This is a genomic window from Thermoanaerobacterium thermosaccharolyticum DSM 571, from assembly GCF_000145615.1.
Taxonomy (GTDB): Bacteria; Bacillota; Thermoanaerobacteria; order Thermoanaerobacterales; family Thermoanaerobacteraceae; genus Thermoanaerobacterium; species Thermoanaerobacterium thermosaccharolyticum.
The window spans coordinates 2019895-2032139 of record NC_014410.1; the positions used below are offsets into that span (position 1 = coordinate 2019895).

Consider the following 12245-nt stretch of genomic DNA (forward strand, 5'->3'; position numbering starts at 1 on the left):
TGCTCGTTTTTTTTAATCTGTAGGATTTATATTCTGAGATTTGCCGTTTAAATCATCTGTGGAAATATCGCTATTCGCTTTTTGATTTGATTCTTTAGTTGTACTTTCGTCAACTGCCTTTTTGGGTCCACGCTTTATTACACCATCAACCGGTTTATAGATGTCGGTATACAAAAATTCTTTTTTCTTAAGTATATTATTTTCATAGATCAGCCTGTAAGTATTTACCTTGTATCCTGTATGCTTTTCTACATCAACTTTCTCGACTCCCGCCGGCAATGTGGGATCGTCCACATATGTCACTTTTGGCTCGTATTTTTCGACAATTTCAGAATATATATCTATTCTTTTTCCTGGATCTTCATTATACCCATAAAGATTGACAACAAAATTATTGCCGCTTAAATATGACTCAATATATATAGGATATTTGGTAGGATTCTCGAATTTTAAATCAAGTACATCGCCAGAAATTGTAGCGTCTTGTCCCGGAGACACATATCCAACTGGAAATGTATGGTGATATCTTTCATCTATCTTTAAATCAGCCCGCAGTGCAGCATTGTATAATGTTGTTGCAACCTGACATACACCGCCTCCTATATCTGGAACGAGTTTATTTCCAATTATTACAGGGGCTTCTTTATAACCATTTTGTATAATTCTAGGCCCTAAAGTTTTATTCAGTGAAAAAATCTGTCCTGGCATCAATAGCTTGCCATTTATAGCTTTTGCAGCTACAGCTAAATTTTCTGACCTGTTAACATCCCCTGTATTAAATTGAGTAGAATACGTTACGATTTTGCTTTTTATCATGCTGAGATCTGAAGCTTTTAAATTTGCTTCAACTTTTGCAACAGATATAGGAATTTTAACTGTACTGTCTCCACCTTGATTTATAATATTATCGACCGTACTTTTTATATCATTTACGGTTTTAACTGTATCGACCTGAAAACCAGATATATCATTCGTAATATTAATCTTTCCATTCGATATATTTATTTTAGCGTCAACAAGATTTTTATCTATTTTTTTCGATATATCGGCAACAAAAATATCTAAATTTTTATAATTGGCTTCAGGACTATATTCAAGGTATCTGCCATGCTTCCCAACCTCGTATATCGTCTTTATCCGATTAAGGATATTTCCATTCTTACCTATCGAGTAAGCTTTATTTACAATATTAGCGTAGTCATAGCTTATTTTAATGTCATCGTATGGAACGATAAACTGCATATCATTATACTTTAAAACCACTTTCAAATTATCGATTGTTTTAAGCTCGCTTTGCAATTTTGAATATGCTTCAGTTTTAGTAAGTCCGCTTAGATTTATGCCATTTACAAAAACTCCTTTCGCGATAGTATTTTGATTGATAATAGTGTAAAACATAGCAATCGAACCTACAAATAAAACAAGTACTAATATAAGAAGAATAATGTAAAAATAATTGCTTTTACTTCTTAACCTTTTTGTGTCCCTTGTCTCCATTTTGATCTCCCCAATTATTAGTTTTTAAAATCAATATAATTATATAATAAATGTTTTTCAAATTAATTACATACTAATTAATTTTTTATAAAATTTTTATAAAACTGGCATATATGGTTAACTAGGCAAATGTCACATTTAGGTTTTCTCGCTGTGCAAATATTCCTTCCATGATATATTAAAAGATGATGAGACAAAGACCACAAATTTCTAGGTAATATATCCATAAGTTGTTCTTCTGTTTTTGTAACATCATTGGTATCTGCAAGACCTATTCTGTTAGAAACTCTGAATACATGAGTGTCAACCGCAATTGCGTCCTTTTTGAATGCATTACTTATAACTACATTTGCCGTTTTCCTTCCTACGCCAGGCAATTCCATAAGTTTTTCCATCTCATCCGGCACATTACCACCATACTTTTCACACAAAATCTTACATGTGTTTATTATATTTTTCGACTTATTTCTGTAAAGCCCACAATCTTTTATCTCTTCCTCAAAATCACGTGGATCTACATCCTTTAAATCAGCTGGAGATTTATATTTCTTAAAAAGTTTTTCTGTAACTATATTTACCCTTTTATCAGTACACTGAGCCGACAAGATTGTAGCTATCAACAGTTCAAAAGCATTATTAAAATGAAGCCCAGGTTTTGCATCAGGGTATGTTTTTTTAAGAATCTCTATAATTTCTAATGCCTCATCTTTCGTTATCCTCAAAAACCTCACCTCTAATCTTCTTTATAGCTTTTTTCATAAACATCTTAGCAGACACATCTGTTTCTTTAAAATACGCTTTTTCAATATATGGTAGAGAATTTTCTCCATCTAAAATACTTAAAGCATATGCACTATAACCTCTTAAATACGCGCTTTCTCCATTTATAAGCGATTTTAGCGGTTCAACAGCCCTTGTATCATTTGAGTTTATAGCAGCAATGATGGCATTTCTTATTATAGTATTTTTGCCCCTCCAAGATGCAGATGTTGGGCCAAATACTTCCTGAAACTTTTCCTTATTAAGAGATAAAATTTCTTTCAAATCGTGCTTAGGCTTAAGTCCTCTTGGAATAAATTCATCTTTTATTACTCGTTTAGCTGTTTTATTGAAAGGACAAACATCCTGACATGTATCGCATCCATATATTCTTGTTCCTATTTTTTTAATTGTGTCATCGCTTAAATATCCTTTTTTGATAGTAGCATATGACAAACATTTATTTGCATCTATCTTATACTCTCCAACCAATGCCTTCCCAGGACAAGCTTTAAGGCACCGCGTACAGCTTCCACATTTGGATACAATTTTCTTATCTGGTTCAAAAAAGATGTTTAAAAGCATTTCACCTAAAAATAAATACGAACCATACTTCTCATTTATTATCATATTATTTTTGCCGTAAAATCCTATTCCAGCATTGTAAGCAATGGCTCTCTCCAAAAGAGGATTGTTATCAACAAGCAACACCGTTTTGGCATCATTACATTTAGACAAAATAAAAATTCTTAGCTTTTCAAGTAAGTTTATTAAAACTTTATGATAATCTACACCCCAAGCCGTCCTAGAAATAGTGCCATATGCTGACTTTGGAGAGTCAGCTTCGTAAACAACATTATAAGAAACAGCAACAGATATAATGCTTTTAACATCTTCAAGTAAAATGTAGGGATTAATTCTCTTTTCTATGTCATTTACTTCTATATTACAGCTTAATCCGTTTTCATATCTATTTGTCAATAAATCCCTGTATTTAAACAGACAATCGGGGCTTGCAAACCCCACAATATCAATGCCCGATTTGTAAGCAAATTCTCTTATCTCATCCTTTGTGACACAAGTCACATTAAACATTCCTTTCCTTATTTGCCGATTCTTTATCTCTGGTCAAAATATCATAAAAAGACTTAAGCTTACTTTTTACCCTTTCGTTTATAACACTCATTTTTTCGCCTGTCAATATCTCCATTCCCTCATCGATTGTCTTTACAGTGTATATATGAAATTTTCTTTTTTTGCAAGCATCGATGACTTCATCATCAAGCACAAGATTATTTGAATTCTGTTCAGGGATTATTACACCTTGGTCTCCAGTGAGACCTTTTACTTTGCATAATTTATAAAATCCTTCTATCTTATGTGTAACACCGCCAACAGGCTGTATGACTCCAAACTGATTGACAGAGCCAGTCACTGCTATTCCCTGTTTTATTGGCACATCTGCAAGGCTAGATAGGAGTCCATAAAGTTCAGTACTGGATGCACTATCACCTTCAACACCTTCGTACAACTGTTCAAAGCATATTCTCGCTGAAAGTGTCAATGGGAAATCTAATGCATATCTGTTTCCTATAAAACCCGTTATAATCATTACACCTTTGTCATGGATGTGCCCGCTCATCTTAGTTTCTCTCTCGATATTTACGACCCCTTCCTCACCTGGATAAGTTGTAACTGTTATTCTTGAAGGTTTTCCAAACCGGTAATCACCTAAATTTATAACAGAAAGCCCATTTACAACTCCAACTTTTTCACCATCAACATCTATTAAAAAGGTACCGTCTTTAAAATAATCTATATATTTTTCTTCTATCATATTGACTCGTTTAATTTTTTCTTTTATGGCTTTTTCCACATGCTTTGCCATCACAACTTCGCTTTCATCTATTTCCGCCCAAATGTTTGATTCATAAAGAATCTCTACAATGTCGTTAAACTGCGTCGTCAATTTATTCTGGTCTTCAGATATCCTTGTTGAGTATTCAATTACTTTTGCTACACCTGTATTGTGAAATTGTCTTAATTTATCTTCAATACAGTGCTTCTTTATAAATGAGGCCATTTTTGAAATATTTTCATCATTTAATTCCATTACATCATTAAAATCAACTTTAACTTTAAAAAGCTTTTTAAAATCATCATCATAATTATAAAGAATATAGTATAAATAAGGTGTCCCTATCAATATGACCTTAACATTCAATTCAATAGGTTCTGGTTTCAATGACGATATTGATAAAAGACCGTATGAAGATGTCACATTTTCTATCGCTATTTTATCTGTTTTTAATGTTCTCTTTAAAGCATCCCATACATATGGATATGTCAAGATATCCTTAGCCTGCAAAATAATATACCCACCATTGGCTTTGTGAAGTGCGCCTGCTTTGATCTTAGTAAAATCAGTTATAGCAACACCAAAATCGCTTTCGTACTCAATACTACCTAAAACATTGTTGTAATTAGGATTATACTCCACTACTACAGGTGCACCATTTGTATGGCTGTTATCAACAAAAAGATTGACGCTATATTTTTTTAGAAAATCCTTTTTATTTCTTTTTATTATAAAAGGAAACTGATTATCTTCTTCATCATCGCTTCTAAAATTATCGAGGTTTTCTAATATATCCTTCTGTACGCTATCAAGGTATTTCATTACACTGTTATAATTGCCGTATTTTTCCCTTAAATCATCAATAAGATGTCCAACAGCAAATAAGCCTACATTGTTATCAAGTTCATGTATGGCATCTCTCGTCTCTTTGTCTATATTTTGTATATCTTTCCATATCTGAAGTGCCTTTTCTTCAAAATTTACGGCCTTTGTTTCTATTTCCTTCCTCTTCTCATCCTCTAATTGCTCATATTCTTCATTGCTTATCTGTTTTCCATCTATTACAGGAATGCTTACTATACCGGTTTTTGTCTCTTTTAATACAAATCCAAAATTTTTTGCAAGCTCATTTAATTCTTGGATCAATTCATTCTTTCTATCTTGAAATTTCTTTACAATCTCATTTTTCTGCAGATCATATGATTTTGAATTAAAAGCCTTTGGAACCTCTCTTTGAAGCTGCTCCACAAAATCCCTCATATCATTTTGAAATTGTCTCCCATCACCCGGTTTTAAATTAATTGCTATAGGTTGTGAGGGTTTATCAAAGTTAAAGACATATACCCAGTCATCAGGTACTTTTTCTAAAGGTGCAATTTTATTCACACTGTTTAAAGCAAAGCTTGATTTGCCTGTACCAGTAAGACCGGTTATAAATATGTTGTATCCCTTTTGTTTTATTTTTAATCCAAATTCCATAGATTCCTTTGCTCTTTCTTGACCGATAAGGCCTTCAAGTGGCTTTATCGTCTCTGTCGTTTCAAAATTAAATAAATTTGGATCAATGCATTTTTTTAATTCATTAGCTGATAATTCCCTCATATAAAGCCCTCCTTTATTAATAAGATTTCGCCATTAATACTATTTTTCCTTCTTAGATTTAAAACAAAACTATAATAATTATTTATTCTTACAATGCGTGAAATTTCCTAAAACTTACATAAAAATTACGTGTACAACAAATATAAACAATTAGCTGAAGGAAATCCTTCAGCCTTTTTATATTAATCGATCTTTCCGCCTTTTACATCCATCTCTTTTTCAGCATATTTAATCATCTTCTTGACCATATTGCCGCCTATTTTGCCTACTTCTCTAGTGGTCATGTTTTCGAATCCTCGTTCTTTTATATCATCGTCAAGGTGCAACTCTTCCGCAACTTCCTCTTTTAACGAGTCAAGATCATCTTCTGCTTTTGGGTACAATTTCCTTCTTTTAGACATAGAAAAAACACCTCCGCTCATTATTTTATCCTCTAGCGAAGGCATATATCCTCATTACTATTTCATTGAAACACTATACTTCTTTTATTGCCTCAGTAGGACAGCCATCTATTGAATCACGACATGCTTGTTCTTCACCTTCAGGCACTTCATCAACTATAACGTGTGATTTACCTTCATCATTCCAATCAAAAACTGCTGGACATGTATCTATGCAAAGTCCACAAGCTATGCACAAATCTTGATCTACATAAACTTTCATGATTTTACCTCCTATGCTAATTTATACATTTAATATATCATATTTTTACAAAAAACAAAAGATTATTTTATTATATAGTAACACGCTTCCAGTTCATCATCGGCTGCATTTACAATGCGGTTTTTCAGCTCATCAATTGTTTCATTATTGACTTTCACACCTTTATCGCCTAATATTCGCGACACCACCATTTGACTTGCCATTGATTCTTTATACCTTTCGACAAAGTCCATTATCTCACTTATTTCCTTTTCTCTGTCCATAAAAACACCTCCTCAATTTATTTTCTTTAAAATATTTTTTATTATACAAAAAAAGACCCAAAAGGCCTTAAATGTACAAAAGTGATTCTTTAAAGAAATTATTTAACAATGTCTTATCATTAGAACTCAATTCTCTTATATATTTATGGAAAATATTAACTTTGTCAAATACCTTCCTGCTTTCACTGACTAAATGATAGTCGATATAAAATCCTATTACAATGCCTATAAATAACATTACAGGTGCTTCAGATCCAGTAATATTAATAGAGTTCTTTATGTTTTCCACTGTAGCAACATCAAGTGTCTTTATCTGTAAAAGTAAAGTAGTAAGGACATAAGCACAAAACTTCAATGGTTTTAATGTAGTTTTTTTCTCATTTTATAAAATCATCCACTAATATTGTATTGTCATTTTTTTTAATCACGTTTAGCAAAGTTTCTTTTACAGTATTCCATTCATGTGTACTGCTTTTGTTTACAACATCATAAGCGCTTTCTTTAGGTGTGTAAACTAAAATCGATCTGCCAAGCGATTTATCCTCATCTAGATAATATTCACTCTGTACATATCCTAATTCTTCTAGTTCTGTCAGCATATCATAAGCAGTCCATTTGCTTATGCCCATAGAATTTGCAACATCAACATAATGAACAGGAACTTTATTTTTGTCGTAAAGCTCAATAAGAGTTTCTAAAAAGTCAATCTTCCTTCTCGTTAAAGGCACACAAACACCCCATTTCTTCCTTAAAATATAATAGGGTATTTTGCATACCTAGTCAAGCTTCTTTTTTTGAAGCGTTCTTATTTTCCCAGATGTCATCTGCGACTTCTCCCCAATTTTCAGCTACTTGTGTTAAATCATTATACAAGTTTTCAATATGAGATGCCTCACTGTTTTCAGTATGCTTAGCTTTTGATTCTCTGACTATATCTAACAATTCTTTAGGATTATCAATTAATGGACACGGCCTCAAGTGATTTTGATTAAAAGGCATTCTTTTCCTGTATGATTTCATTATCGGCGACATAAGTGCTTCTTTTAAACTCACATCATTTATATTAACATTGGCATAGTGAATAAAAGCACATGGTTCCACATCACCTGCTGCATTTATATGCAAATATCTCTTACCACCAGCAATACATCCTCCGCTAAATTCGCCATCATTCCAAAAGTCAATTGCAAAAAGCTCTTTTGTGGCTCTTATATAATTTATCTTTTCATACGCATATTTCCTCTGCTCAGGTGTAACCATGAATTTGACATCTGGATCTTTTCCAACAGGTATATATGTAAAATACCAAGCAAAGTAAGCACCTTTTTCTATCATTTTATCGACGAATTCATCACTGAATATTTCCTCAATATTAGTTCTCGTATATGTTGCAGAATACCCAAATAAAACACCATTTTCTCTTAATAAATCCATTGCTTTCATTACTTTGTCAAAAGTTCCTTGACCTCTTATTGCATCATTGTTCTCCTTCAAACCGTTTATACTGATTGCAAATGTGATATTCCCTACCCTTTTAACTTCTTTTACCATATCCTCATCTATAAGTGTTCCATTTGTAAACAAATGAAATACTTGACTCTTATGGTTTTCAGCAAGTTTTATTATGTCTTTCATTCTAACGGTGGGTTCGCCACCAGATAAGACTATAAAATAGACACCAAGTTCTTCTGCTTCACTACAAACTTTATCCATTGTCTCATAAGAAAGATTATGTGGATTGTACTTTCCAGCCCAACAACCTACACAATTTAAATTACATGCTTCTGTCGGATCCATTAATATTGCCCATGGCACATTGGCATCTAACTTTTTTTCCCACTCTTGCTGTTTTGGAATGCCTTTAAGGCTGGCATTTACCAAAAAATTAATCATTAATGTCTTTAAAATATTTTTGTCAATATTTTTAATTCCTTTAATCGTGAATTTGTACCAATTGCTGTCTTTATCTTCTAAAAATGCCTTTACACTTTCTATTTGCTGTCTGTGCCTCGGTAATACAGCTATTTTTGACATGAGATTGGCCATGGTTTGTAGATTTTTTTCAGGATCTTTATCAATGTAATTGATAATCGCTCCTACAGCAGGGTCAATAATGTTCATAAAAATCGTCCTCCTTTTTCCAATAAAATTAAAATTACCAAAAAGCCCAAAATTCTTCTTAAAAAAATATTAGCACTAATATCATATTAATTCAATACAATTTTAGAACTTTTTTATACATCAAGACAACTTCCCCCAATAAATTCTTTAATTAAAGAATTTGGAGGAATTGCAGATTCATCTTCCAGATTTACAAAATAGCTTAATATCTCCAAAAGCTCCTGTGCAACTGAAAAAGCCTTGCTGTCTTTATTTATTTCTCTTAAAAGAGGCTCAGCGTATTTCTTTATGGCTGGCAATTCATAAGGCAACGATGAATTAAACATAATATCTGCATCTTCCTGATACGGGAAAATATAATTTTCCTCACCTTTTCTTACAGACGGCCACATAAGAATTGTCTCTTCAGCATCACTGGAGCGAAATTGGTTGTCTCGGACAATCCTTCTTAGAAGTCTTGTCTCTGTCGTTGATATTCTATTGTGTTCATCAAGGTTTAACTGTGTCAGTGCGCTTATGTAAACCCTGTACTTGCTATCCTTCGGAATATCCCTAGTAAGCCTTTCGTTTAATCCGTGAATTCCTTCAACCAGTATTATTTGGTTCTTCTCCAATTGAACTATTTGCCCTTTTTCTTCTCTTACTCCTCTTTTGAAGTTAAAGATCGGCAGCTCTACTTCCTCGCCCTGCATAAGCTTTATTATCTGATCATTAAAAAGTTCCAAATCTAGAGCATCAATCGTCTCAAAATTATAATTACCAAATTCATCTTTAGGAGTCTTATCCCTCGGCAGAAAATAATTGTCAAGAGATATTGGTAGTGGCTTTAAACCATTTACTCTAAGTTGCACACTTAATCTATGCACAAAAGACGTCTTTCCAGATGATGAAGGCCCTGCAATCAGTACTAACTTTATCATCTTATTTTGATATATATGATCTGCTATGCTGGCTATTTTTTTCTCGTGAAGTGCCTCAGATATTAAAACAAGTTCCCTCCCATGGCCATTTTTAATCATATCATTTAAAGATGAAACATAACCTATGTTCAGTATATTTGCCCATTCTTCAGCTTCCTTAAATATTGATGCCAGTTTTGGGACATCGACGAATGTAGGCAGTACGTCTGGTTTTGCAGGCTCTGGAAATAATAATATCACACCTGGAAAGTAAAGAAGCAAATCAAAAAGTTTTAGATATCCAGTTGACGGAACGCAGGGACTGTAAAAAAAGTCTACTACATCGTCGCAGTAATAAACAGGAATTTCATCCCTATCGCTGTATTTAAAAAGACATACCTTTTCTTTAAGACCCTCTTTCATAAATAAATCTAATGCCTCTTTCTTATCCATATATTTTTTAACTATAGGATAATTGGCATCAATTATTTCTTTCATTCTATTTTTAATAGTTTGAACTATTTTATTATTCACTGTAGAGCCATGTATTTCGCAGTATAATCCTTTTCCTAAAGAGTGTTCAATAGTGACTTTAGAACCTGGTAAAATATCTTTCACTGCTTTAATCAAGACAAATGTAAGGCTTCTTCTGTATACCATCATACCTTCTTCTGTCGACATGTCAACAAATTGTATCTCACAATCCCTGTCTACTTTTGTAGACAAATCAACCATGAGATTATCCACTTTTGCCGCAACTATTGTAGATTTATGATTATCCTTAAAATGCTGCGATATTTCTAGAAGGGTAACATTGTATGGAAAAAAACGAGTTGTACCTTCTATATTTAAATTCATAAAATCACCTCTTACTAGATTATATTACAAAATGGTTATTTTTAAAATCTATATGGAGGTATAAAAAAACCGGCAATTGCCGGTTTTTTTTAAATCCAACCTATCCCGCGAAGCCGTTCGGCTATGTTTTCAAGCCCGATTTTAAAGTGGGTATCCTGCCAATTATTTCTGAAGTCCCATCAAAGTGGGCTTTTCATACGTAATTGAACCCAAATTCCCGATGTCATGGTGTTGGTTGAAAACAAATTCACCGTAACTAAACTCCTCAGGACCTTCATGATGATTTTAGTATATATCTAAATATCATTTATTGCAATAGTAGACTGCTGGAAAAGTTTAAAATGACACAAATTTAGTCTTCTCTGCACCACAAACCGGACATTTTTCAGGTATGGGACCTACAGTCGTATACCCACATATGCTGCAAATATGTACTTCATTAAAGCCTACGTCTTTCCCCATGTCAACTGATAACTTGGCTTCTTTAAACAGATCAGCATGAATTTTTTCAGCTTCCCTAGCCCATGTAAATGACTTTTTTGCTCCTTCCTCTTGTTGAAATTCTGCTGTGACAATATAGGTTGCATACATCTCATTTACTTCAAACAGTTCTCCGCTTATTGCTTTTCCTAAGTTAAGAGATGTGTTTCCTATACCAAACCCGCCCATTGCAGGAACCAAAAAGTCTCCTTCTATATCTTTGTGCGCTTTAAAGTGGTTCCCAGCATGAACTTCTTCTGCGTACGCTATGGCATTAAATAGTCTTGATACATTTCTAAAACCCTCCTGCATAGCTATTTTCCCCCATACTTTGTACCTTTGATATGCCATGCTTTCTCCACCATATGCAGATCGCAAATTTGCTGCAGTCATATTGTTTTTCATAAAAACACCCTTTCTTATTGAGTTTGTCTATATTTTTTATCAAATTCTCTATTTTATGCAATCATATGCTTTACTATATATCATTAACTATATGAACTTATATGTGTCTTTTTCATAAATTATAATGGGGGTATTTATATGATTAATATAAATAATTTATTAAGCTCAATAAAGAAGATATTTAAAAAAAATAAAGGATATGACAAAATAACTCTAAGACTTTATGGTCTTGATATTGAAATAGAAAGGAAAACAAACATAGATATACCTCATGAAGTCACTGTCGTCGTACCAAGAGTAGAATTGCGTAAAAAAGTAAAAGGCGATGAAGAAGATATAGAAATAATAATGAATAGCATCACTATAGTCCATTCGCCACGTCATAAAGAACTTGGCATATCTTCTCCACCGCCTAATATTCCGAAAAGAATTAACCATGAATAAGATGTGGAAGGCATCTTACACAGACTTGCTTTATTTCTCCTTTGTATTTATATGTCAAGATCGGTGCATCGTCATCGCTGTTGCCGCAATATGAACATCTGTCATTTTTAATTTCACTTTTATGCTTCATAGCAGCTTCTTCGTTAAAAGGTGCTGCTTCCCTTTCTTCAATAGACAAAGCACCTGTTGGACACACATTCAAACATACACCTGCGCCATCGCAAAGCTCTTCACTTATGACTTTGGCTTTTCCATTCACTAAAACTATTGCGCTTTCAACACATGGTGAAATACAAAGGCCGCATCCATTGCACTTTTCTTCGTCAATCTTTACTATCTTTCTTTTAACCATCTGATAACCTCCATTCATTTCTGTCCAATATATACTATACAACA

Annotated in this window: 14 protein-coding genes and 1 other RNA gene; 1 reads left to right on the forward strand and 14 read right to left on the reverse strand. The window is 33.1% G+C overall.

Annotated elements, in window-relative coordinates; genetic code table 11:
• Positions 1-12: 12 nt before the first annotated feature.
• The 13 genes from TTHE_RS10090 to TTHE_RS10140 all read right to left on the reverse strand — a co-directional run bounded on the left by TTHE_RS10090 (position 13) and on the right by TTHE_RS10140 (position 11405).
• A complete protein-coding gene (locus tag TTHE_RS10090; protein ID WP_013298475.1) occupies positions 13-1497 on the reverse strand; it encodes a VanW family protein in 1485 nt (494 codons plus the stop codon).
• A 77-nt stretch (positions 1498-1574) separates the two neighbouring features.
• Positions 1575-2219 carry an endonuclease III gene (nth, locus tag TTHE_RS10095; RefSeq protein ID WP_013298476.1) on the reverse strand — a complete coding sequence of 215 codons (645 nt, stop codon included), beginning with the start codon at positions 2217-2219 and terminating at the stop codon, positions 1575-1577.
• Positions 2200-3342, reverse strand: a complete 1143-nt coding sequence (gene queG, locus TTHE_RS10100; protein ID WP_041587585.1) for a tRNA epoxyqueuosine(34) reductase QueG — start codon at positions 3340-3342, stop codon at positions 2200-2202. The genes nth and queG overlap by 20 nt, the downstream gene beginning before the upstream one ends.
• 1 nt (position 3343) lies before the next feature.
• Positions 3344-5716, reverse strand: a complete 2373-nt coding sequence (locus TTHE_RS10105; protein ID WP_013298478.1) for a Lon protease family protein — start codon at positions 5714-5716, stop codon at positions 3344-3346.
• A gap of 182 nt (positions 5717-5898) precedes the next feature.
• Entirely contained in the window at positions 5899-6117 is a 219-nt protein-coding gene (locus TTHE_RS10110; protein WP_041587586.1) for an alpha/beta-type small acid-soluble spore protein, read from the reverse strand.
• Between the two features lie 73 nt (positions 6118-6190).
• Positions 6191-6379 carry a ferredoxin gene (locus TTHE_RS10115; protein WP_013298480.1) on the reverse strand — a complete coding sequence of 63 codons (189 nt, stop codon included), beginning with the start codon at positions 6377-6379 and terminating at the stop codon, positions 6191-6193.
• A gap of 62 nt (positions 6380-6441) precedes the next feature.
• Positions 6442-6642, reverse strand: a complete 201-nt coding sequence (locus tag TTHE_RS10120) for a hypothetical protein (protein WP_013298481.1) — start codon at positions 6640-6642, stop codon at positions 6442-6444.
• 67 nt (positions 6643-6709) lie between these two features.
• The gene (locus TTHE_RS14670; RefSeq protein ID WP_013298482.1) at positions 6710-6997 is read right to left on the reverse strand and encodes a hypothetical protein; all 288 of its coding nucleotides are present in this window, start codon (positions 6995-6997) and stop codon (positions 6710-6712) included.
• A 22-nt stretch (positions 6998-7019) separates the two neighbouring features.
• The gene (locus TTHE_RS14675) at positions 7020-7370 is read right to left on the reverse strand and encodes a helix-turn-helix domain-containing protein (RefSeq protein ID WP_013298483.1); all 351 of its coding nucleotides are present in this window, start codon (positions 7368-7370) and stop codon (positions 7020-7022) included.
• A 52-nt stretch (positions 7371-7422) separates the two neighbouring features.
• Positions 7423-8763 carry a radical SAM/SPASM domain-containing protein gene (locus TTHE_RS10130; RefSeq protein WP_013298484.1) on the reverse strand — a complete coding sequence of 447 codons (1341 nt, stop codon included), beginning with the start codon at positions 8761-8763 and terminating at the stop codon, positions 7423-7425.
• Positions 8764-8876: 113 nt separating this feature from the next.
• Positions 8877-10520, reverse strand: coding sequence for a nucleoside kinase (locus TTHE_RS10135; protein ID WP_013298485.1), 1644 nt, complete (start codon positions 10518-10520; stop codon positions 8877-8879).
• 98 nt (positions 10521-10618) lie between these two features.
• Positions 10619-10795, reverse strand: a non-coding RNA gene (gene ssrS / locus TTHE_RS14020) — 6S RNA.
• 61 nt (positions 10796-10856) lie between these two features.
• Positions 10857-11405 (reverse strand): rubrerythrin family protein, encoded by a 549-nt coding sequence (locus tag TTHE_RS10140; protein ID WP_013298486.1) that lies wholly within the window; start codon positions 11403-11405, stop codon positions 10857-10859.
• A 138-nt stretch (positions 11406-11543) separates the two neighbouring features.
• On the opposite strand from TTHE_RS10140, the gene TTHE_RS10145 reads away from it, so the two are divergent.
• A complete protein-coding gene (locus TTHE_RS10145) occupies positions 11544-11849 on the forward strand; it encodes a hypothetical protein (protein ID WP_013298487.1) in 306 nt (101 codons plus the stop codon).
• On the opposite strand, the gene TTHE_RS10150 is transcribed toward TTHE_RS10145, so the two are convergent.
• Positions 11836-12201 (reverse strand): ATP-binding protein, encoded by a 366-nt coding sequence (locus TTHE_RS10150; RefSeq protein ID WP_013298488.1) that lies wholly within the window; start codon positions 12199-12201, stop codon positions 11836-11838. The two genes, TTHE_RS10145 and TTHE_RS10150, sit on opposite strands and share 14 nt — an antisense overlap.
• Between the last annotated feature and the right edge of the window lie 44 nt (positions 12202-12245).

Excerpts from the sequence above, each read along its gene's own strand:
- TTHE_RS10130 (WP_013298484.1), bottom strand. The coding sequence starts at position 8,763 with ATGAACATTATTGACCCTGCTGTAGGAGCGATTATCAATTACATTGAT.
- TTHE_RS10115 (WP_013298480.1), bottom strand. The coding sequence starts at position 6,379 with ATGAAAGTTTATGTAGATCAAGATTTGTGCATAGCTTGTGGACTTTGC.
- TTHE_RS10110 (WP_041587586.1), bottom strand. The coding sequence starts at position 6,117 with ATGTCTAAAAGAAGGAAATTGTACCCAAAAGCAGAAGATGATCTTGAC.
- TTHE_RS10090 (WP_013298475.1), bottom strand. The coding sequence starts at position 1,497 with ATGGAGACAAGGGACACAAAAAGGTTAAGAAGTAAAAGCAATTATTTT.
- TTHE_RS10150 (WP_013298488.1), bottom strand. The coding sequence starts at position 12,201 with ATGGTTAAAAGAAAGATAGTAAAGATTGACGAAGAAAAGTGCAATGGA.
- TTHE_RS10120 (WP_013298481.1), bottom strand. The coding sequence starts at position 6,642 with ATGGACAGAGAAAAGGAAATAAGTGAGATAATGGACTTTGTCGAAAGG.
- TTHE_RS10145 (WP_013298487.1), top strand. The coding sequence starts at position 11,544 with ATGATTAATATAAATAATTTATTAAGCTCAATAAAGAAGATATTTAAA.
- TTHE_RS10105 (WP_013298478.1), bottom strand. The coding sequence starts at position 5,716 with ATGAGGGAATTATCAGCTAATGAATTAAAAAAATGCATTGATCCAAAT.
- TTHE_RS10140 (WP_013298486.1), bottom strand. The coding sequence starts at position 11,405 with ATGAAAAACAATATGACTGCAGCAAATTTGCGATCTGCATATGGTGGA.
- TTHE_RS10135 (WP_013298485.1), bottom strand. The coding sequence starts at position 10,520 with ATGAATTTAAATATAGAAGGTACAACTCGTTTTTTTCCATACAATGTT.